This is a genomic window from Streptomyces hokutonensis (genome assembly GCF_042751305.1).
In the GTDB taxonomy this organism is placed as follows: Bacteria; Actinomycetota; Actinomycetes; order Streptomycetales; family Streptomycetaceae; genus Streptomyces; species Streptomyces hokutonensis_A.
In genome coordinates, this window is record NZ_JBHYWD010000019.1 from 25,410 (window position 1) to 45,205 (window position 19,796).

The following is a 19,796-nucleotide window of genomic DNA, read 5'->3' on the forward strand; positions in this document are numbered from 1 at the left end:
GTACGGCCGTTCCTGCCTCACCCCGCCCCGACTGTGCACCGAGAGCGGAGCAGAAGCATGGCATCAACCCTCAAAACCGGTACGTCCTGGAGCGACGCCTGGCGGCGTTGTCTCGCCGTCGCGCCCGAGGCGTTCCAGGACGACCGTGTCCTCAACCTCTGGAACGCCGCTTGGCAGCCGGACGGCCGGGCACTGCCCGCCACCACCCCCGTCGACGGCAGCCCTATCGTGGGACCGCCCCGGCTGGACCGGTCCACCGCCCACCAGGCCGTCCGCGCCTCCCTCGACCAGCACCGCGCCTGGCGGCACGTCCCGCTCGGCGAACGGCGCGCCCGCGTCGCCGCCGCGCTCGACGCCCTCACCGAACACCGTGAACTCCTCGCGCTGCTGCTGGTCTGGGAGATCGGCAAACCCTGGCGGCTCGCGCGGGCCGACGTGGACCGGTCCATCGACGGGGTGCGCTGGTATGTCGACGGCATCGAACCGATGCTCGCCGGCCGCACCCCGCTGGACGGCCCGGTGTCGAACATTGCGAGCTGGAACTACCCGATGAGCGTGCTCGTCCACGCCATGCTGGTCCAGGCGCTGGCGGGCAACGCGGTCATCGCCAAGACCCCGACCGACGGCGGCGTCGCCTGCCTCACCCTGGCCTGCGCGCTCATCGCACGCGAGGGAGTCCCCGTCACCCTCGTCAGCGGAAGCGGCGGCGAACTGTCCGAGGCGCTGGTCCGGGCGCCCGAGATCGGCTGCGTCTCCTTCGTCGGCGGACGCGACACCGGGGCCGCGGTCGCCACAGCCGTCGCCGACCTCGGCAAACGGCACGTACTGGAGCAGGAAGGACTCAACACCTGGGGCATCTGGAACCACACGGACTGGGACACCCTCACCGCAGTCATTCCCAAGCTCTTCGACTACGGCAAGCAGCGCTGCACCGCGTATCCGCGGTTCGTCGTCCAGCGCGAACTGTTCGACGAGTTCCTCACCGCCTACCTCCCCGCGGTCCGAACTCTGCGCGTCGGCCACCCTCTTGCCGTCCAGCACGCCGAAGACCCCTGCCCCGAGCTGGACTTCGGCCCGGTGATCAACGCGGCCAAGGCCAAGGAACTCCACGACCAGGTGGCCGAGGCGATCGACCGCGGCGCCGTACCGTTGCACCGCGGCAAGCTGTCCGAGGCCGGCTTCCTTCCGGGGCAGGACACTTCGGCGTACGTCCGCCCCGTCACGCTGCTCAATCCGCCGCCGTCGTCGCCGCTGCACCACGCGGAGCCGTTCGGACCGGTCGACACCATCGTCCTGGTCGACACGGAGGCGGAGCTGCTGGCCGCGATGAACGCGTCCAACGGCGCGCTGGTCGCCACCCTGTCCACCGACGACCGGGCGACCTACGACCGACTCGCCCCGCAGATAAGGGCGTTCAAGGTCGGGCACGGGAAGCCACGTTCCCGAGGCGACCGCGACGAGTTGTTCGGCGGGTTCGGTGCCTCCTGGCGCGGTGCCTTCGTCGGCGGCGAACTCCTCGTCCGCGCGGTGACACAAGGGTCGGTGGGGGAGCGGCTCCCCGGCAACTTCCCGGAGTACCAGCTCATCCCGTGACCGGCCCCCGTCGGCTCACGCGGTGATCCGCGGCCGGGCGGCACTCGGGTTCGTCGAGTGCCGCCCGGAGATGATCTCGTCGGCCAGCCAGCGGGCCACGCCCCGCGGATAGGGGCGTGGCAGGTTCAGCACGATGTGGTTCATCCCGGCGTCGACGAGCCGGCCGACCGTCTCCCGGGTCGTGGCCGGCTCGTCGTACGACACCAGGACCTGCACCGAACGCGTGATCCCCGCCGGGTCGCGGTCCAACTCGGCGCAGTGCGCGTCGAGGACGCGGGCGCGCTCGGCGACGTACTCGACGGAGTTGTGCGGCGGCCCTGGAACGTTCCACATGTCGGCATGCTCGGCCACCAGCCGCAGCAGCCGAGTGCCCCAGCCGCCGATCAGCAGCGGCGGACCGGGCCGCTGCACGGGCTTGGGTTCGCAGCGCGTACCCCGGAGCCGGTAGTGGCGACCCTCGAAGTCGAAGACGTCCCGGGTCCACATCCCCTTCAGGATCGCGACGGTCTCCGCGAGCCGCTCGATGCCCTCACCCGGCGGAACGAGCGAGAGGCCGTAGGCCGCGTACTCCGCGATCGCCGGATTGGCACCCGGGATTCCCCCGGCGCCGGGCGGCTGCCGGGTCCCGCCGACGCCCAGCCCGAGCACGAGACGCCCGCCCGAGATCACGTCCACCGTGGACGCCATCTTGCCGAGCACCGCCGGTGGCCGGAGGCGGTTGCTGGTGACGAGGAGGCCGAGCCGTAGCCGCTCCGTCTGGGCGGCGAGAGCGCTGAGCAGCGTCCACCCCTCGTGTATCTGTCCGTCTTCCGGTCCGGCGACCGGCAGCAGGTGGTCCCACAGCCAGGCGTCCGCGATCTCCGGGACGGCGTCCGCCTCCAGCCAGACCCGCCGGATGTCCTCGTACGACACATGCATGGGTGTGGTCTTGATTCCGAAGCGCACAGTGGTCTCGTCCGTCATGGCCGTCAGCCTACTAAATCATCAGTAGTGCTGACGATCAGATAGGGGATTCATGTCGGGATACAGTCGGGGAATGTCCAACGATCAGTCGCCCAGCCCCCTGGAGTCCCGGCTCGGCTATCTCCTCAAGCACGCCCAGGCGAAGCTGGCCAGGGCGTCGGCCGAGGCGCTCGCCCCGCACGGTGTCGACGGTCATGAGCTGGCCGTACTGGTGGTGCTCGCGGCGGGGGAGCCGTTGTCGCAGGTCGAGGCCGCCGGGCGGCTCGGTGTCGACCGCACCACGATGGTGTCGCTGATCGACGGCCTGGAGGACCACGGCCTGGTCGTACGGCGGCGCAGCCCGCAGGACCGCCGCAAGAACATCGTCGAACTGACGCCCGAGGGGCAGGACTGCCTGGGGCAGGCGGAGAAGGCTCGTCGGGCGGCGGAACGCCGATTTCTCGCTCCGCTGGACGAGGCGGGAGCGGCAGCGCTCGTGCGGGCGCTGCAGACCCTGGTGCTCACCGAGTGAGGGCTGTAAACCGGCGCGGGTCCGTAGCGGTCCGTTCACCCGCGGTGGCGGAGTACCCGCAGGTGACAGGCCTCGCGCTGCTGGTTCCGCGGGGGTGGATATGCAGGTGAAAGGCGCTCCGAAAGCTTGGTATTGTTGTCCATGTCGCCGCGGGGAACACCCCCGGTCAGGCGGCAGACACCTCGTCCGGGTGGCGGAATGGCAGACGCGCTAGCTTGAGGTGCTAGTGCCCTTTATCGGGCGTGGGGGTTCAAGTCCCCCCTCGGACACCAGCTGAGACCCCACTTCACGTGGGGTTTTCTGCTTGCCAGGGCCGTCGTGCGGTTGGCCCGCAGATGACATCTCACCCAGCCGGGCAGGCCCGGCGAGGTTTGCAGCGATGTCGACGTATCCTTCTTGAGGTCTACGGCGTCAAATAGTGGGCGCCGAAAATGGAGGCAACACCCCGTGCTCATTGCTCAGCGTCCGTCCCTGACCGAAGAGGTCGTCGACGAGTTCCGTTCCCGGTTCGTGATCGAGCCGCTGGAGCCGGGCTTCGGCTACACCCTCGGCAACTCCCTCCGCCGTACGCTCCTCTCCTCGATCCCGGGTGCGGCGGTCACGTCCATCCGCATCGACGGTGTCCTGCACGAGTTCACCACTGTGCCGGGCGTCAAGGAGGACGTCACCGACCTGATCCTCAACATCAAGCAGCTCGTCGTCAGCAGCGAGCAGGACGAGCCCGTGGTGATGTACCTGCGCAAGCAGGGCCCCGGTCTGGTCACCGCCGCCGACATCGCGCCCCCGGCCGGTGTCGAGGTCCACAACCCCGACCTCGTCCTCGCCACGCTCAACGGCAAGGGCAAGCTGGAGATGGAGCTGACCGTCGAGCGCGGTCGCGGCTACGTCTCCGCCGTGCAGAACAAGCAGGTCGGACAGGAGATCGGCCGTATCCCGGTCGACTCCATCTACAGCCCCGTGCTGAAGGTCACCTACAAGGTCGAGGCGACCCGTGTCGAGCAGCGCACCGACTTCGACAAGCTGATCGTCGACGTCGAGACCAAGCAGGCGATGCGTCCCCGTGACGCCATGGCCTCCGCGGGCAAGACGCTGGTCGAGCTGTTCGGTCTTGCCCGCGAGCTGAACATCGACGCCGAGGGCATCGACATGGGCCCGTCCCCCACGGACGCCGCCCTGGCCGCCGACCTGGCGCTGCCGATCGAGGAGCTGGAGCTCACCGTTCGGTCGTACAACTGCCTCAAGCGCGAGGGCGTCCACTCGGTGGGCGAGCTGCTGGCTCGTTCCGAGGCCGACCTGATGGACATCCGCAACTTCGGTGCGAAGTCCATCGACGAGGTCAAGGCGAAGCTGGCCGGTCTGGGCCTGGGCCTGAAGGACAGCCCGCCCGGATTCGACCCGACCGCCGCGGTCGACACCTTCGCCACCAACGACGCGGACACGCGGTTCGTGGAGACCGAGCAGTACTAGGCGGTACTGGAACGGTGCAAGCGGTAAGTCCCGGCGCCCCGGTCGAGCAACAGCCCGACCGGGGCGCCGTGGCATGCCGGGCCTCACGGCCTACATCCCGAGGCTGACAGACCGGCCCGGAAATCCGCCGGGGGTGGGATGCCGCCTCGCCGTCCGCACAGCAGGGTGGCGGGCATGCGTGAAACCGGAGAACTGACGAAGCGTCACAGACGTTTGTTATCAGGCAGGTTGGCGGCCATAGGAGCTGTGCTCTGTCTCACCTCGGTCACCATGGCCCTGCTGCCCACCCCCGTGTCCGCCGCCACGACGGTGGCCGACGGCGGGCACTCGGTCCGGATCAGCCGGACCGAGTACGGCGTACCGCACATGGTGGCCCAGGACTTCGACGGACTCGGCTACGGCTACGGATACGCGTTCGCGCAGGACAACGTGTGCGAACTCGCCGACCAGGTCGTGACGTTGCGGGGCGAGCGGTCCCGGTTCTTCGGCCCCGACGGAGACTCCGGTACGGGCGCCAACCTCGCGAGCGACACCTACTACGGCGGACAGCTGCGCGCCGGGACGGTACGCCGACTGCTCGACGAGAAGGCACCGTTGGGGCCGACGACGGAACTGCGGCGGATGGTCGAGGGCTACGCCGCCGGATACAACCGCTACCTCCGTGACACCGGAGTCGACCGACTGCCGGACGCGCGCTGCAAGGACAAACCCTGGGTGCGGCCGATCACCGCGCTCGACCTGTGGAACGTCGTCTACGACGTCAACAGGGTCACCGGGACGGTGCCGTTGGCCCCGGACATCGGAAGCGCACAGCCCCCGACGACCACCCATGCGCAGACGGCGACGACAACCGCCTCCCGGGACGGCCTCGTTGGTCTCGGTCTCGCCTCCTCCGACGTCGGCAGCAACGGCTGGGCGCTCGGCCGGGACGCCACCCGCACCGGCAACGCGATGGTGCTCGCCAACCCGCACCTGCCCTGGGCCGAGGGCAACTTCCGCTTCTACCAAGTGCAGTTGACGATCCCCGGCACCCTGGACGTGTCCGGCGCCGGCCTCTACGGCACCCCGCTGGTGGAGATCGGCCACAACCACAGCCTCGCCTGGACCCACACCGCGAGCGACGCCCAGCACGGCTCCTTCTACGCCCTCAAGCTGGTGCCCGGCGACCCGACCCGCTATCTGCTCGACGGCAAGGCCGTGCGGATGGAACGCCGTAAGGTCCCGGTCACCCTGCGCGGCGCGGACGGCAACCTGTCGACCGTCGAACGGACCCTGTACACCTCGCGGTTCGGCCCCGTCCTGTCGTCCGGCTGGACCACGACCACCGCCTACGCGATCCGCGACGCCAACGCCGACAACCTGCGCTCCATGAACACCTGGCTGGCCATGGGGAAGGCGCGCACACTCGGCCAACTCCGCGCCGCCCAGGACACGTTCCAGGGCGTCCCCTGGACCTACACCCTCGCGGCCGACACCAGCGGCGCCACGTACTTCACCGACTCCTCGGCCGTACCGCACCTCACCGACGGGCAGTTGAAGCGCTGCACCGTCACTGCCGAAGGAGCGCCCGACGCCCTGGACGGTTCGACGTCGGCCTGCGCCTGGGGCAGCGACCCCGACGCGCTCGTGCCCGGCCTCTACGGGCCCTCCCGCCAGCCGAAGTCGGTGCGCAGCGACTATGTCGCCAACTCCAACAACGGTCCCCAGTACGTCAATCCGGAGGCGCCGATCACGGGACTTCCGGGCGTGTACGACACCGATCCCCACCTCGACGGGCGGGCTCAACTCGGACTCCGCATGATCGCCGAACGCCGGGACGGCACGGACGGATTGGGCGCCCCGGGCTTCACCGAGGCAACCCTGCGCCCCTCGATGCTCGGCAACCGTGTCCGGTCGGCCGAGACGGGCCGCGACGACATCGTCGCCATGTGCCGCGCCCACCCTAGCCTGACGGCCACGGACGGCACGGAGGTCGACGTGACACAGGCCTGCGCGGCACTCGCCCGCTGGGACACCCGCGCCGACACCACCAGCCGCGGCATCGTGCTCTGGAGCACGTTTTACAACCGCCTCCTCGACGGCGGGCCGCCCGACCCCTGGCGCCGTGTCCCCTACGACCCCGCCCAACCCCTCACCACGCCAAGGGGATTCAACGGCGACGACCCGCGCGTCCAACGCGCCCTGGCCGACGCCGTCCAGGAGTTCGCCGCCCGCGACCTCCCGGTCGACGTCGAACTCGGCGCCGTACAGAAGTGGGACGGCATACCGCTGCCCGGCTGCGACGCGGGCTGTTTCGACGTCGTGGAGGCGGGGCCCGACTCGGGCACCGGCACCCCGACCACCGGCGCCTTCGGCAGCAGCTTCCTGATGACCGTCGAGCTGACCCCCGACGGGCCCCGCGCCCACACCCTCCTCACCTACGGGGAGTCCGCGAACCCGACGTCACCCCACTTCTCTGACCAGACCGGGTTGTTCTCGCGCAAGCAGTGGGTCACCGAACGCTTCACCGGGGCGGAGATCGCCGCCGCCCCCGGGCTGGAGGTGACGCCTCTGCGCAGGTGACGCGGGTATCGGAGCTGCACGGGCCGGTCGCAACTCGGCCGCCCAGGTATGGGGTTGACTGGTCTATACCCTTGACTGGTACATACCAATGCGGTTCAGTGAGTGGAGTCATCCCCCCACCACGGCCGCCCCCCACGCCGTGACCGGTCCGACCGGCCCGTGCGCACAAAGGCTCCGCTCCGCCCTGCCCTTGGCGGGGTGCGGCCGTGCTCCACAGAGGAGTTGAACCCTGTGTCGAGACGCCGCATCGCCGCAGTACTGACCGCACTCGTCCTCGGTAGCCTTACGCCCGTGGTCCTCCCCGCCGCCGGCGCGTCCGCCGCGTCCTGTTCCAGCTACCCGAACTGGGTGGCCGGGCAGTCGTACGTCACCGGCGACATCGTCCGCTACACCGACGGCAAGGCGTACATCGCCGAGCACGACAACCCGGGCTACGACCCGGTCATCAGCACCTGGTACTGGGAGCCGTACGCCTGCGACGGCGGCTCGGACACGCCCGCCGGCACCTTCGTCGTCAGCGAGGCGCAGTTCAACCAGATGTTCCCGAGCCGGAATTCGTTCTACTCGTACAGCGGTCTCACCGCTGCCCTCAGCGCCTACCCGGGCTTCGCCACCACCGGCAGCGACACCACGAAGAAGCAGGAGGCCGCCGCCTTCCTCGCCAACGTCAGCCACGAGACGGGCGGGTTGGTGTACATCGTCGAGCAGAACACAGCCAACTACCCGACGTACTGCGACTGGAGCCAGTGGTACGGCTGCCCGGCCGGCCAGTCCGCCTACTACGGGCGCGGCCCGCTGCAGCTCAGCTGGAACTTCAACTACAAGGCAGCAGGGGACGCGTTGGGCATCGACCTGCTCAACAACCCCTGGCTGGTGCAGAACGACTCGGCCGTGGCCTGGAAGACCGCGCTCTGGTACTGGAACACCCAGAGCGGTCCCGGATCCATGACCCCGCACAACGCGATCGTCAGCGGCGCCGGCTTCGGCCAGACCATCCGCAGCATCAACGGCTCGGTCGAGTGCGACGGCAAGAACCCCGCGCAGGTGCAGAGCCGCGTGGACGCCTACCAGCGGTTCACGTCGATCCTCGGGACCAGCACGGGGGCCAATCTCTACTGCTGAGTGTGCGGCACGGGCACTGGCTGGACCGCTCCAACGGCCGGTGCCCGTCCCGTCCACGCGTTCCAGGGAGGGCGCGTTCCCGCAGGTCAGCCCCTGCGCGAGCGTTCCAGCTTCCCGTTTCCCCCGACTGTCCTGGCGGCTGGGACGGCTCCCCGCGCAAGCTGCGGTTGTTCGCAGCGAGACCCACCACGAACGGGTGGCTCGCCTTCCAGCACCGCACCCAGGGGGAACCCGACCATGTCCACCACGATCTTCCGCCGCCGTACGGCCCTCCTCGCCGCCGGCCTCGCCGCGACCGCCTCGCTCGCACTGACCGCCTGCGGAACCGACCACGCCGCGCAGGACCGGTCCAACCCGGCCGCCGCCGACAGCGGCGCCTCTGCCACGGCGACTCCCGGGACGTCCGGGACGTCCGGGACGGACACCGGCGCCGCGGCCTCCGGTACGGACTCGGCCGTGACGGTCTCGAAGTCGGGCCGGAGCAGCACCTCCGCCAAGGGATCCACCGGGTCCAAGGGCACTTCGGGCACCGTCACCTGCACCGGCGCCAACACCGAGGTCAACGCGCAGACCGTGAGGCGTCCGCTCAACCACCTGCTGCTGGCCGTCAAGAACACTGGCTCCAAGACCTGCTACCTGTACGGCTACCCGGCCCTTAACTTCCAGGACGCCCAGGCCGTGCCCCCGGTCGACGAGGACACGCAGCCGCAGGCGGTCACCACGCTCCGCCCCGGACAGTCGGGCTATGCGGGCGTCCTCCTCTCCGCCGCCGACGGCAGCGGCACCGGCGGCTACACCGCGAAGACGCTCAAGGTGATTTTCCAGAACCGCGCGCTCGACTTCGTGGGCTCGGGCGTCAAGGTCGCGCTGCCCGCCAAGGGTGTCTGGATCGACAGCTCCCTGACCACCACCTACTGGCTGACCGACCCTGCGTACGCCCTCAACTAGGCAGTCCTCGTAGCGAACTTCCGTGCCGCACAGAAAGGACAGAGGTGTGTCCAGTACAGCGAACGACGTGGCTCGGCGGCTCGATCCAGGGGCGCCCGCGCACGAGTACTTCGAGGTGGTGTGGCGCACCTCGTCCGACGGCGCGTTCAAGAGAGCGGGCGTGCTCGCCTGGGAGATCATCGGCATCGCGGTCGGCCTGCACTCGGCGGACGAGGTACAGCCCAGCGGAATCGAGATGCGCGAGTTCGGGGGTCCGCTCGTCGCCGGGTTCGTCTACGGCGACGATCACGAACTCGCCCGCCGGCACACGGCGTTGGTGGAACGCCGCCTGTGGAGCTGCACGGTGGGGGAGTTCCTCGCCTTTCTCCGCGAGACAGCCGGTGACCCGGCGACGCAACCCGCATCGCCGGATTTACCTCTCCTGGATTGCGCGTAGCCGGTCCCACCCGAAACCACCCGAACCATCTGAGCCACCTGAACCAGTCGAGGAGACATCCCCCCATGTTCGACAGCCCCCTCACCGGGAGCCGGCGCCCAATCGGCCGAGCCACGGCCCTCGCTGTCGCCGGCACGGCCCTCGCCCTCGCGGTCCCCGTCTCGGCCACGGCCGTTTCCGGCGCCGGCCGCACCGCCGCCGCTGCCCCCAACCCGGTGTCCTCCTTCGGGTTCACCACCCAGGAACGCAAGGACGCCCTCGCCTACTGGACGCCGGCCCGGATCAAGGCCGTAGGGAAGTCCGTGGACCTCGGGCCGACCGGGCCGAAGACCAAGGCGTGGACCGGTCCACAACTGAAGACCGTGGGGCGGCTCTTCATGGTCAACGCCCGGGGGTCCGACACCTGGTGCACGGCCACCGCCGTGCAGAGCGCCAACCGGTCCGTCGTGATGACCGCGGGGCACTGCGTCCGGCGTGCGGCCTCGCCCGACAACACCAACATGTCGATGGTGTTCGTCCCGGCCTACAGCAAGGGCAAACAGCCGTACGGCGCCTTCGCGGTCCGAACCGTCCTGACGCCGCGGACCTTCGGCGAGGAGGGCACGAACGACGTGGCCGCGATGGTCGTCGACACGGACAAGAACGGTCGTAGGCTCACGGACGTCGTGGGCGGGACGCCCGTCGCCTTCAACCGCGCGGTCGGCGGGAAGATCTCGTCCTTCGGTTATCCCGCCACCCATCCGCAGCTCGGCGAGGAACTCCTGCGCTGTGTCGGTACGGAGAAGAAGGAGAACGGTCAGCAGGTGATTCCCTGCGACATGACCGGCGGCTCCAGCGGCGGCCCGTGGCTGGCCGGGTTCGACGAGGTCACCGGGAAGGGCACCCTCGTCTCCGTCAACAGCGCGCTGGACGGCTTCACACCGACCAAGATGTACGGCGAGATCCTGGGCGCCACCGCCAAGGCGATGTACGAACGGGCCGGGCGCGGCTGACCGCAGCTGTCCGAGGGCTGCCCCCGCCGACAGGGGCAGCCCCATGTGAGTACCGCCAGGGGAGGTGCGGTGACGGACGCCTTGCCATGACAGCCGTGGGGTTGACCAACACTGCCGACGCCCGCGACGTTCCGTTCCCCTGACGGTGCGACCAGCCTGCGCTGCCGGGCGGGTGCGGGGGGTGCGAACCCCGGGAGATCGGTGCACCCAGTCGCGGGCAGGGGCCGCGCAAGGGATACCTAGGTATGCGGAGGCCTCCGGACACACCGGGATACCTACGCCGTCGAGGTGCCCTCCGCCTGTGCCGGGGCCAGGATCTCGGTACGGGAGGTGATCCCCAGCTTGGCGAGGATGTGCTCCACGTGGGCGTCCACGGTGCGTTTGGAGATGACGAGGCGTTCGGCGATCTCCCGGTTGGACAGGCCCCGGGTCACCAGCGCGGCCACCTCGCGTTCGCGCCGGGTGAGGGGATCGGCCGGGCGGCCGTCCGCGCTGCCGGTGCGGGCCGCGGGGACACCGGGCGGCTCGTCGGCGTCCGCCCTTACGGCGTCCAGGAGTTCGCGTCCCGACATGCGGGCGCCTGCCTCCCGCCACCGCTCGTACGGTTCGTCGCCCAGTGCCGCGCGCACCGCCCGCTGCTGGGCCTCCTGCTCCTCCAGCAACCGGGGCAGCATGCCGACGGGGTCGCCGCCCAGCCGGCGCGCGTGCTCGGCGTAGCCCAGCAGCCAGCAGGCCCTGACGTACCGCTGCTGCCCTGCCGCGTGCCAGCCGAGCCCCAGGGACGCGAGCGCCGCGACGAGGACCTCGCCGATCTCGCTCGCCGCCTCCAGGCCCCGGCGCAACGCCGCCGCGCTCTCCTCGGGCCGCCCGACGAGCCACAGGATGACGCCCTGCACGGTGAGCGTGGACCCGTACAACTGGCGCTCGCCCCGGCCCTCCAGATACGCCAGCCCCGCCTCGCACCACTCGAGCGCCCGGTCCGTGAAGCCCAACGCCCCGTACAGCAGGGCCCCTTCGTAGTGCACGACGCCGATGCCCAGCGCGTCGTCCGCCGCGACCATCCGCGCGCGGACCGCGTCGAGCGCCGACATTCCTTCCTCCACCGCGCCGCCGAGCACGGTCATGGCGGCCAGATAGCCCTCGCTGAACAGCTCCACCCGGCTCTCGCCGACCCGCCGCGCCACGTCGAGGGCGCGCGGGAACCGGTCCAACGCGGTCTCCAGATCGGCCGTCCACACCCCGAACACCCCGGTCATGAACAGCGCCCAGGCCCGCACGGGGGACTCCTGCTGGACCGGTCCAAGCCCCTTGTCGATCCAGTACCGGCCCTCGGACAGCGTCCCCGCCGCCCGCCAGTACGCCCCGAGCCGGGTCGCCAGCCACAGCGCGTCCACGGCCCGGCCCTCGGTGGCACAGCCGTACTCCAGGGCGGCCCGCACGTCGGCGATCTCCACACGCACCGCGTGGTGCAGCGTGACCTGCGCCGGGCCCACCAGACCGTCCCAGAAGCGGCCGACGAGTTCGTCGTAGTGGGCGAAGTGCCGCCGCCGTACGGCCTCTGCGTCCTCGCTCTGCGCGAGCCGCCCGGCGCCGTACTCGCGGATGGTGTCCAGGAGCCGGTAGCGGCCCCCGTCCTCGCCGAGACGCTGGACCACCGACTTGTCGACCAGGCCGATCAGCGCCTCGACGACCTCCTCGCCGCCGAGGTCGCCCGCGCCACCCGCGCACACCCGCTCGGCGGAGGTCAGCGCGAAGGAACCGGCGAACACCGACAGCCGCGCCCACAGCAACTGCTCCTGCGGTGTGCACAGGTTGTAGGACCAGTCGATGGCCGCGCGCAGGGTCTGGTGCCGGGTCAGGGCCGTACGCCGGCCGCCGGTCAGGACCTCGCAGTGGCGGTCGAGGCGGGCGACGAGTTCGGAGAGGGGTACGGCCCGCAGTCGTACGGCCGCGAGTTCGAGTGCGAGGGGGATGCCGTCGAGGCGGTCGACGAGGGCGAGAGCGTGTTCCCGGTCGGCGCCTTCGAGGGCGGGGCCGCCGGTCACGGCGGCGGCGCGCTGGGTGAACAGGTCGACGGCGTCGTCGCGGGTCAGCGGGGCGATCGGCAGACAGCGCTCGCCGGGCACGTCGAGCGGCTGCCGGCTGGTCGCGAGCACGCTCAGCCCGGGAGCCTCGCGCAGCAGGACGTCGCAGAGCATCGCGCACGCGTCGACCAGGTGCTCGCAGGTGTCGAGGACGATCAACATCCGCCGCCCGCGCAGGTGTTCAACGATGGCGTCCAAGGGCGTCATGCCGGACTGCTCGGGCAGCTCCAGTACGCCCGCGAGGGTCGGCGGCACTAACTCCGGGTCGTGCAGGGCGGAGAGCTCCACCAGCCGCACCCCGTCGGCGAACCGGTCCGTGGCCGCGCGGGCCGCCCGCAGCGCCGTCCGGCTCTTGCCGACACCGCCGGGACCGACCAGCGTGACCAGCCGTGAACGCGTCAACTCGGAGTGCAGTGCGGCGAGTTCGCCGGTTCGTCCGACGAAACTGGTCAACTCGACGGGGAGTTGACCACCGCGCCGCTGTCCGAAGCCGTATCCCATGCCGCCCCCATACCCGTCCGCCAACCGGTCACCACAGCGTAGGCGAGTGACTCCCGAGCGTGAACGGTAGTCGAGTCCGGCGGGTGGACGCGAGATCGCGCCGGTGGCTCAGGGCGGGGGCGTGCGGGTCCGCCCGAGTGTGCGCCCCTCGCGCCCGGCCCACCCGGGTGCCTCTCTATGCCGGGCTCGCCCAGCCACCGCTCTCGACGGAGCGCACCATGGCGTCCAGTACCGCAGCGCTGTGCACGGCGTCCGGAAGGGTGGCGCCGTACGGCTTGCCCTCGGCGACGGATCGCAGGAAGCGGTACGCCTCGATGACCTTGAGGTCGTCGTAGCCCATAGCGTTCGCCGCGCCGGGTTGGAACGCTCCGAACTCGCCGTCGCCCGGGCCGACATACACCGTGGTGACGGGCTGGTCCTGGTACGTGGTGCCGCGGCTGACGGCCAGTTCGTTCATCCGGCGGAAGTCCCAGAACACCGCGCCCTTGGTGCCGTGCACCTCGAAGCCGTAGTTGTTCTGCTCGCCGACCGAGACCCGGCAGGCCTCCAGGACACCCCGGGCGCCGGAGGCGAAGCGCAGCAGGCAGTTGACGTAGTCCTCGTTCTCCACCGGGCCCAACTCGCCGCCCGTTGCCAGCGCGTGGCCCGCGGTCGCGCCGGTGGGGCGGGCCCGCTGCGGGAGGAAGATCGCGGTGTCGGCGGCGAGGGAGGTGATGTCGCCGAGGAGGAATCGGGCAAGGTCGGCGCCGTGCGAGGCCAGGTCGCCGAGGACTCCGTGGCCGCCGCGCTCCAGCTCGTAGCGCCAGGTCAGGGCGCCGTCCGGGTGGGCCGCGTAGTCGCTGAAGAGGCGGACGCGGATGTGCGTGACCGTGCCCAGCTCGCCGGAGGCGATCAGGTCGCGGGCGGCCTCCACGGCGGGCGCGTTGCGGTAGTTGAAGCCGACCGCGCCCTGGACTCCGGCCTTGGCGACCGCGTCGGACACTGCGGAGGCGTCCGCCGTCGACAGGCCCACCGGCTTCTCGATCCAGATGTGCTTGCCCGCCTCGGCCATCGCGACGCCGATCTCGCGGTGCAGAAAGTTCGGCGCGGTGATGCTCACCGCCTGCACGCGTGGATCGGCGACCACCTCGCGCCAGTCGCGGGTGGTGGAGGCGAAGCCGAACTGCTCGGCGGCCTGCTCGGCCCGCCCGGGCACGTCCTCGGCGACCGACACGAGCTGCGGCCGCACGGTCAGCTGCGGAAAGTGGTGCGGGACACGGGCGTACGCCTGGGTGTGCACCCGCCCCATCCATCCGAAGCCCACGACGGCTACACCGAGCGAGGTCACCATGACTGCCCTTCTTTGGACCGGTCCATAAACTGTCCCCGCCACAGTGGAACCCGTTCGTCCTGATGTCAATACGTGGATGTCAACACCGAGTGTCCGGGCTTTTGACAGGGGGCGCGACCGCGTGGAACGGTCCAGTCATGAGCGCTCCGACCATCCGTGATGTCGCCGAGCGGGCCGGTGTGTCGAAATCCCTGGTCTCCCTGGTGCTGCGCGGCTCCGAACAGGTACGACCGGAGAAACGGCAGGCCGTGATGGCCGCGGTGGCGGAACTCGGCTACCGCCCGAACGCCGCCGCCCGCAGCCTCAGCGAACGCCGCACCCGCTCGGTCGGCGTCCTGCTGAACGACCTGCGCAACCCCTGGTTCGTGGAACTCCTCGACGGCCTGGGCTCCCGCCTGCACGAGCATGGCCTGCACATGATGCTGGCCGACGGCCGCCTCAACCGCCACCTCGGCGAGGACCTCACCCGCATTTTCACGGAGCTCCGCGTCGACGGCCTGATCGCGGTGGGCACCCTCCCCGGCTCCGACGAACTCCTCGCCGCCGCGACCCACATCCCCACGGTGGTCGCGGGCGCCATTGAACCGGTCCTGCCCCACGTCGACGTCGTGGCCGGCGACGACTCGTACGGTGCCATCCTGGCTACGGAACACCTCATCGGCCTGGGCCACCGCCGTATCGCCCACATCGCCGGCCCGGGCGTCGCCGGCGCACTCCGCTGCACCTCCTTCGAAGAGGTCATGCATGCCCACGGCCTGACCGACCTCGCGACGGTCGAACAGGGGGACCACACGGAGGAGGGCGGTTACCGCGCGATGGTCCGCCTGCTCACCGCCCCGCAACGCCCCACGGCCGTCTTCGCCTTCAACGACATCGCGGGCGTCGGCGCGCTCTCGGCGGCCGAGGAACTGGGCCTCCAGGTGCCTCGGGACCTGTCCCTCGTCGGTTACGACAACACGTACCTCGCGCGCCTACGACACCTCTGGCTCACCACAGTCGACAACGGCAGCCATGACATCGGCCGCCGCGCCGCGCAGCTTCTCGTCCACCGGATGAAGGACCCGAGGCGGCCGGCGGAGACGGTGTTGTCGGAGCCGAGGCTCGAGGTGCGAGGGAGCACGGGGCCGCCCTCGACGGCGTAACTCCGGCGCGGGCATGATCCGTACGATGTCGAACGAATCCGCGGAAGCCCGCCGCCCGCCCCTGCTCTGGGAACAACACTGCTGCCTGGCCCTGGAGAAGAACGCCGACATCGGTGAACTCGCCCGCTACCGCAGACCGGGCGGCAGCTTCGTCTCGGTGAACGTCGGCTACGCGCCGCACGGCGCCGCCGACGTCACAGGTCTGATCGCGAGTTGGCGGGAACGGATCGCCGCCGACGACCGATTGCGGTTGGCCACGACCGTCGGCGACATCGACGCCGCAGTGCGCGCGGGCGAAGTGGCGGTCGCCTTCGACCTGGAGGACTCCGGGCCGCTGGAAGGGGACTTGGACCGGGTCCGGCACTTCTACGACCTCGGTGTGCGCACCATGCTGCCGAGCTACAACACCCGCAACGCGGCCGGCGGCGGCTGCCTGGACGCGGTCGACGAGGGGCTCACCGGCTACGGGCGGGCGCTGGTACGGGAGTTGAACGCCGTCGGCATGGTGGCGGACGGCTCGCACTGCGGTGCCCGTACCGGCCTCGACCTCTGCGAGGTGTCCCAACTTCCCGTCGTCTACAGCCACTCCAACATGCGCGCGGTGTGGGACCACCCCCGCAACATCACCGACGAGCAGGCCAAGGAGTGCGCCGCCACCGGCGGGGTTGTGGGCATCACCGGCGTCGGCATCTTCCTCGGCCCCAACGACGCCTCCGTGGACGCCCTCGTACGGCACATCGACCACGCCGTCGGCCTCGTCGGGCCGGAACACGTCGGCGTGTCCACCGACTACCCGTTCGACGAAGGGGACTTCAACGCGATGCTCGCACAGAGCCCGGAGCTGTACCCCGAGTGCTACACCCGCTGGGGCGCGATCGAATTCATGCCGCCGGAAGGCCTGTTGACCGTCGAGGGCGCGCTGCGTGCCCGGGGATATCCCGAGGGTGCCGTCGCCGCGATCCTGGGCGGCAACTTCCGGCGGGTGGCGGAGCGGGTGTGGCGGTAGTGGGCAACCGGAGCGCGGGGCAGGGCAGTTGGTCGGACGTGAGCGAGCGCAGCGCATTCATGACCATCGCCCGGGCCGCCGCACCGCTGTACGTGACCATGCTCGCCTCCTCGGCCGGCTCGCTCGTCGACACCGCGCTGCTGGGCCGGCACGCCACCGTGTCGCTGGCCGCGTTCGCCGTCACGATCGCGGTGTTCGGCCCGGCCACCGCCACCGTGGCGGGCGCGCTGCGCGGGGTGATGCCGTTCGTCGCACCGCACCGGGACGACCCCGAGGGGCTGTTGCCGCTGGTGCGCGCCGGGATGTGGCTGGCGTTCGCCGTGGGCGGGGTCTGCGCGGCGGCGGTCGCGGCGGTGCCGCTGCTCGGCGGGGCGTTCGGCGTCCCGGACGGCATTCTCGGCCAACTGGGCCTGTTTCCCTGGATGTTGGCGGGCAGCGTACTGCTGATCGCGGTGAACTCCTCGGCCTCGTCCGTCCTGGTCGCGCTCGGGCGGTCGGCGCAGGTGATGCGGTCCGGGCTCGTGGGCACCGCCGTGTCCGTGACACTGTCGGTGCTACTGGTCGGGGGACCGGGGCCGCTGCCCAGCTTCGGACTGACAGGGGCGGGGCTGGCCATGCTCGCGTCCAGTCTGGTCGCGGCCGGGCTGAACCAGTACGCGCTGCGCCGCCGTACGGTGCTTGTCGGCCGTCCGATCCGGCCCGGACGGCCCGATCCGCGCCAGGTGCTGCGTTTGGCCGGGGTCGGGCTGCCGCTCGGCGCCACCGTGCTGGTGAAGTTCTCGGTACTGGGCGTGCTGACCTTCGCCGCCGCCCGGATCGGCACCGACAGCGTCGCCGTGCACAGCGTCGCCGAGTCCCTGGTGAACGTCGTCTTCACCGCCGCGGTGGCGGTCGGCCAGGCCACTGTGCCGCTGATCGCCGGATACGCCGAGGAGCGCGACCTCGCCCGAATACGGCGCAGTGTGGACGCCGGGTTCGCGGTCGCCCTGAGCGCGGTCGTCGTCCTCGGCGCTCTCCTGGTCGTGCTGCGCGGACCGGTGATCGACCGGTTCACCAGGAGCCCGGACCTCGCCGACCAGGTCGTCCACCTGCTGCCGCTGGTCCTGGCGGTGGTGGTCGGCGACGCACTTCAGGCCGTGGCGGGCTTCGGACTCGTCGGGCTGCGGCGTACCGTGCCGAGCCTGGTGTCGACGGCGGTGTGGTTCGGCGTGCTGGCGGCGCTGGCCGTCCCGATCGCCGACGCCACCGGACTGCGGGGCCTGTGGACCGCGCTGGCCTGCGCGAACCTGCTTCAGGCCGGCACCAAGTTCGTCTCCTTCCGGCGGCACAGCACCCGGATCGTGGCCGCGCCCGCCCCGGAGCCCGTCCGGGACCCGACGGACGCCTGAACGTGGACCGGTCCAAGCGGGCCACCCCGCGATGTGACGTCAGAAGCCGCGGCGCCACCGAGTCCGGCCCGGAACGGTGGCTGGAGCACCACACGATGCGCGACTGGATCTGGGAGGCCATCGAGCAGCTGTCGCCCACCACATGATCCCGCCGCCGGTCCAGCACCAGATGGCCGAGGGCGCCGGCGCCACCGTGACCGAGATCGCCGGCAGCCACGCCATCTACGTCTCCAGGCCGGAGGCGGTCTCGGAACTGATCAAGCAGGCCGCGGGCGACCGGGGCTGACCGCGTTCCCGGGCCGGGTCGCCGAGGCCACGGCCCGGCACGGCACTCCCTCCGAAACCAACTGACCACCCGTCGACTCCCCTTGACTGCCTGCCTGTTCTCTCCAGGCGGGCTGCCCGCGCACCCTCCCTGGACCACCCGAGAAAGAAGCAGCACCTTGACGACCGTCGTCCAGCCGTCCGTCGCCGAGCAGTCGGAGGCGGAAACCCTCTACCGATTCCAGACGGAGACCCCCGAGTCCGTCCGCACCGCGCTAGGCATGAGCGCCACCCGGATCGGCGGCGGGGTGGTGCTGTCGATGCGCAACGACAGCACCCACTTCTGGAGCAAGGCCCTCGGCCTCGGGGTCACCGAGCCCGTCACCGCCCAACTGGTCGCGGAGATCTGCGACTTCTACCGCGCCGAGCGCACCCCGCAGGCCGTCCTGCAGATCGCGCCCGCCTTCCTGCCCGAGGACTGGCCGGAGATCTGCGCGCGGGAGGGCATCGTCCGCGCCCCGTCCTGGGTCAAGCTCGTCTGCCCGGCCGACGAGGCCGTCGCCCGCGCCGACGCCCTGGACAAGCCCGACGGCATCCAGGTCACCCCGTTGGCCGCCGAAGAGGCCCTGGAATGGGGCACGGTGATGATGCGGGCCTTCGGGACACCGGTCGAGCACTACGCCGAGATGGCCGCCGCCACCGTGACCCGGCCGGGCTGGCATCCCTACGGCGCCTGGCTGGACGGCGAGTTGGTTGGCACCGGCACCCTCCTCGTCCGTGGCGGGACGGCGCAGATGTTCGCCGGCGCCGTACTGCCCCACGCGCGCGGTCGCGGCGGTCAGACCGCGCTGCTCGCCGCCCGGGCGCGCACGGCACGAAAGCTCGGCTGCCGGGTCCTCGTCGCCGAGACGGGCGCGGAACGGGCCGGCACCCACAACAGCTCCCTGCACAACATGCTCCGCCTCGGCTTCGAGGTCGCCTACGAACGCCCCAACTGGCGCTGGCACTTGACCCCCGAGGGCACTGATGGCGCGGACACCACCGGGCACTGAGCCGACGACGTCACGGAACCGGGCCGGTCAGTGCGTCGCGCAGACCGCCCCGGGAGGTGACGTTCAACTTCCTGAAGACGCTGCGGAGATGAGCGGCCACCGTGCGCGGGGACAGGAAGAGCTGCGCGGCGATCTGCTTGTTCGTCAGTCCCGTGGCGGCCAGCCGGGCCGTCCGGCGCTCCTGAGGGGTCAGCAGCGCGTGCGGGTCCCGGCCGTCGGACACCACCGGACCGACCGGAATCCCGCTCGCCCGCAGCTCGTTGGCGGCGCGCGCACTCCACGGAACCGCGCCCAGCCGGTCGAACGTGGACAGCGCGGCCTCCAGATGCGTCCGGGCAGCGGCGCCCGCCCTGGCACGGCGCACCGGTGCCGGTGACCGCTCGCCACCACGTTCCGCACCGGTTCCGCATGCTTGGACCCGACTCTGCCAAGCAC

At 70.9% G+C, this 19,796-nt stretch carries 18 protein-coding genes and 1 tRNA gene; 15 read left to right on the forward strand and 4 right to left on the reverse strand.

Annotated elements, in window-relative coordinates:
* Positions 1-57: 57 nt before the first annotated feature.
* Positions 58-1,593 carry an aldehyde dehydrogenase family protein gene (locus tag ACFXC1_RS37160; RefSeq protein WP_381251350.1) on the forward strand — a complete coding sequence of 512 codons (1,536 nt, stop codon included), beginning with the start codon at positions 58-60 and terminating at the stop codon, positions 1,591-1,593.
* 15 nt (positions 1,594-1,608) lie between these two features.
* Here ACFXC1_RS37160 and ACFXC1_RS37165 read toward each other — a convergent pair whose 3' ends face one another.
* A complete protein-coding gene (locus ACFXC1_RS37165) occupies positions 1,609-2,556 on the reverse strand; it encodes an LLM class flavin-dependent oxidoreductase (protein ID WP_381251352.1) in 948 nt (315 codons plus the stop codon).
* Between the two features lie 73 nt (positions 2,557-2,629).
* On the opposite strand from ACFXC1_RS37165, the gene ACFXC1_RS37170 reads away from it, so the two are divergent.
* The 8 genes from ACFXC1_RS37170 (at position 2,630) to ACFXC1_RS37205 (ending at position 10,594) form a co-directional block, all read left to right on the forward strand.
* A complete protein-coding gene (locus ACFXC1_RS37170; RefSeq protein WP_381251354.1) occupies positions 2,630-3,067 on the forward strand; it encodes a MarR family winged helix-turn-helix transcriptional regulator in 438 nt (145 codons plus the stop codon).
* Between the two features lie 184 nt (positions 3,068-3,251).
* A tRNA-Leu gene (locus tag ACFXC1_RS37175) sits at positions 3,252-3,339 on the forward strand.
* Positions 3,340-3,514: 175 nt separating this feature from the next.
* The gene (locus ACFXC1_RS37180) at positions 3,515-4,534 is read left to right on the forward strand and encodes a DNA-directed RNA polymerase subunit alpha (RefSeq protein WP_019073061.1); all 1,020 of its coding nucleotides are present in this window, start codon (positions 3,515-3,517) and stop codon (positions 4,532-4,534) included.
* Between the two features lie 246 nt (positions 4,535-4,780).
* On the forward strand, positions 4,781-7,096 hold the full coding sequence (locus ACFXC1_RS37185) for a penicillin acylase family protein (protein WP_381251356.1): 2,316 nt from the start codon (positions 4,781-4,783) through the stop codon (positions 7,094-7,096).
* 231 nt (positions 7,097-7,327) lie between these two features.
* Positions 7,328-8,218 carry a glycoside hydrolase family 19 protein gene (locus ACFXC1_RS37190; RefSeq protein ID WP_381251358.1) on the forward strand — a complete coding sequence of 297 codons (891 nt, stop codon included), beginning with the start codon at positions 7,328-7,330 and terminating at the stop codon, positions 8,216-8,218.
* Between the two features lie 237 nt (positions 8,219-8,455).
* Positions 8,456-9,166 carry a DUF4232 domain-containing protein gene (locus ACFXC1_RS37195; RefSeq protein WP_381251360.1) on the forward strand — a complete coding sequence of 237 codons (711 nt, stop codon included), beginning with the start codon at positions 8,456-8,458 and terminating at the stop codon, positions 9,164-9,166.
* Between the two features lie 46 nt (positions 9,167-9,212).
* Positions 9,213-9,602: a hypothetical protein gene (locus tag ACFXC1_RS37200; protein WP_381251362.1), complete on the forward strand. Its 390-nt coding sequence runs from the start codon at positions 9,213-9,215 to the stop codon at positions 9,600-9,602.
* 65 nt (positions 9,603-9,667) lie between these two features.
* Positions 9,668-10,594: a trypsin-like serine peptidase gene (locus tag ACFXC1_RS37205; RefSeq protein ID WP_381251364.1), complete on the forward strand. Its 927-nt coding sequence runs from the start codon at positions 9,668-9,670 to the stop codon at positions 10,592-10,594.
* A gap of 275 nt (positions 10,595-10,869) precedes the next feature.
* Here the strand turns inward: ACFXC1_RS37205 and ACFXC1_RS37210 are convergent, their stop codons facing one another.
* Positions 10,870-13,179 (reverse strand): LuxR C-terminal-related transcriptional regulator, encoded by a 2,310-nt coding sequence (locus tag ACFXC1_RS37210; RefSeq protein WP_381251366.1) that lies wholly within the window; start codon positions 13,177-13,179, stop codon positions 10,870-10,872.
* A gap of 175 nt (positions 13,180-13,354) precedes the next feature.
* The gene (locus ACFXC1_RS37215; RefSeq protein ID WP_381251368.1) at positions 13,355-14,509 is read right to left on the reverse strand and encodes a Gfo/Idh/MocA family protein; all 1,155 of its coding nucleotides are present in this window, start codon (positions 14,507-14,509) and stop codon (positions 13,355-13,357) included.
* Positions 14,510-14,646: 137 nt separating this feature from the next.
* Between ACFXC1_RS37215 and ACFXC1_RS37220 the strand changes: the two genes are divergently transcribed.
* From ACFXC1_RS37220 to ACFXC1_RS37245, 6 genes are all read left to right on the forward strand, one after another.
* On the forward strand, positions 14,647-15,651 hold the full coding sequence (locus ACFXC1_RS37220) for a LacI family DNA-binding transcriptional regulator (RefSeq protein WP_381251370.1): 1,005 nt from the start codon (positions 14,647-14,649) through the stop codon (positions 15,649-15,651).
* A gap of 25 nt (positions 15,652-15,676) precedes the next feature.
* Entirely contained in the window at positions 15,677-16,657 is a 981-nt protein-coding gene (locus ACFXC1_RS37225) for a dipeptidase (protein ID WP_381251372.1), read from the forward strand.
* Complete coding sequence (locus ACFXC1_RS37230; protein WP_381251374.1) at positions 16,648-18,045, forward strand: MATE family efflux transporter; 1,398 nt, start codon at positions 16,648-16,650, stop codon at positions 18,043-18,045. The genes ACFXC1_RS37225 and ACFXC1_RS37230 overlap by 10 nt, the downstream gene beginning before the upstream one ends.
* 2 nt (positions 18,046-18,047) lie before the next feature.
* Positions 18,048-18,191, forward strand: a complete 144-nt coding sequence (locus ACFXC1_RS37235; RefSeq protein WP_381251376.1) for a hypothetical protein — start codon at positions 18,048-18,050, stop codon at positions 18,189-18,191.
* Positions 18,188-18,331 carry a hypothetical protein gene (locus tag ACFXC1_RS37240; RefSeq protein ID WP_381251378.1) on the forward strand — a complete coding sequence of 48 codons (144 nt, stop codon included), beginning with the start codon at positions 18,188-18,190 and terminating at the stop codon, positions 18,329-18,331. The genes ACFXC1_RS37235 and ACFXC1_RS37240 overlap by 4 nt, the downstream gene beginning before the upstream one ends.
* Positions 18,332-18,488: 157 nt before the next feature.
* Positions 18,489-19,361 carry a GNAT family N-acetyltransferase gene (locus ACFXC1_RS37245; protein ID WP_381251380.1) on the forward strand — a complete coding sequence of 291 codons (873 nt, stop codon included), beginning with the start codon at positions 18,489-18,491 and terminating at the stop codon, positions 19,359-19,361.
* A gap of 10 nt (positions 19,362-19,371) precedes the next feature.
* On the opposite strand, the gene ACFXC1_RS37250 is transcribed toward ACFXC1_RS37245, so the two are convergent.
* Positions 19,372-19,725: a response regulator transcription factor gene (locus ACFXC1_RS37250; protein ID WP_381251382.1), complete on the reverse strand. Its 354-nt coding sequence runs from the start codon at positions 19,723-19,725 to the stop codon at positions 19,372-19,374.
* Positions 19,726-19,796 lie beyond the last annotated feature (71 nt).

Excerpts from the sequence above, each read along its gene's own strand:
- ACFXC1_RS37225 (WP_381251372.1), top strand. The coding sequence starts at position 15,677 with ATGTCGAACGAATCCGCGGAAGCCCGCCGCCCGCCCCTGCTCTGGGAA.
- ACFXC1_RS37215 (WP_381251368.1), bottom strand. The coding sequence starts at position 14,509 with ATGGTGACCTCGCTCGGTGTAGCCGTCGTGGGCTTCGGATGGATGGGG.
- ACFXC1_RS37220 (WP_381251370.1), top strand. The coding sequence starts at position 14,647 with ATGAGCGCTCCGACCATCCGTGATGTCGCCGAGCGGGCCGGTGTGTCG.
- ACFXC1_RS37170 (WP_381251354.1), top strand. The coding sequence starts at position 2,630 with ATGTCCAACGATCAGTCGCCCAGCCCCCTGGAGTCCCGGCTCGGCTAT.
- ACFXC1_RS37205 (WP_381251364.1), top strand. The coding sequence starts at position 9,668 with ATGTTCGACAGCCCCCTCACCGGGAGCCGGCGCCCAATCGGCCGAGCC.
- ACFXC1_RS37210 (WP_381251366.1), bottom strand. The coding sequence starts at position 13,179 with ATGGGATACGGCTTCGGACAGCGGCGCGGTGGTCAACTCCCCGTCGAG.
- ACFXC1_RS37160 (WP_381251350.1), top strand. The coding sequence starts at position 58 with ATGGCATCAACCCTCAAAACCGGTACGTCCTGGAGCGACGCCTGGCGG.
- ACFXC1_RS37165 (WP_381251352.1), bottom strand. The coding sequence starts at position 2,556 with ATGACGGACGAGACCACTGTGCGCTTCGGAATCAAGACCACACCCATG.
- ACFXC1_RS37195 (WP_381251360.1), top strand. The coding sequence starts at position 8,456 with ATGTCCACCACGATCTTCCGCCGCCGTACGGCCCTCCTCGCCGCCGGC.
- ACFXC1_RS37240 (WP_381251378.1), top strand. The coding sequence starts at position 18,188 with ATGATCCCGCCGCCGGTCCAGCACCAGATGGCCGAGGGCGCCGGCGCC.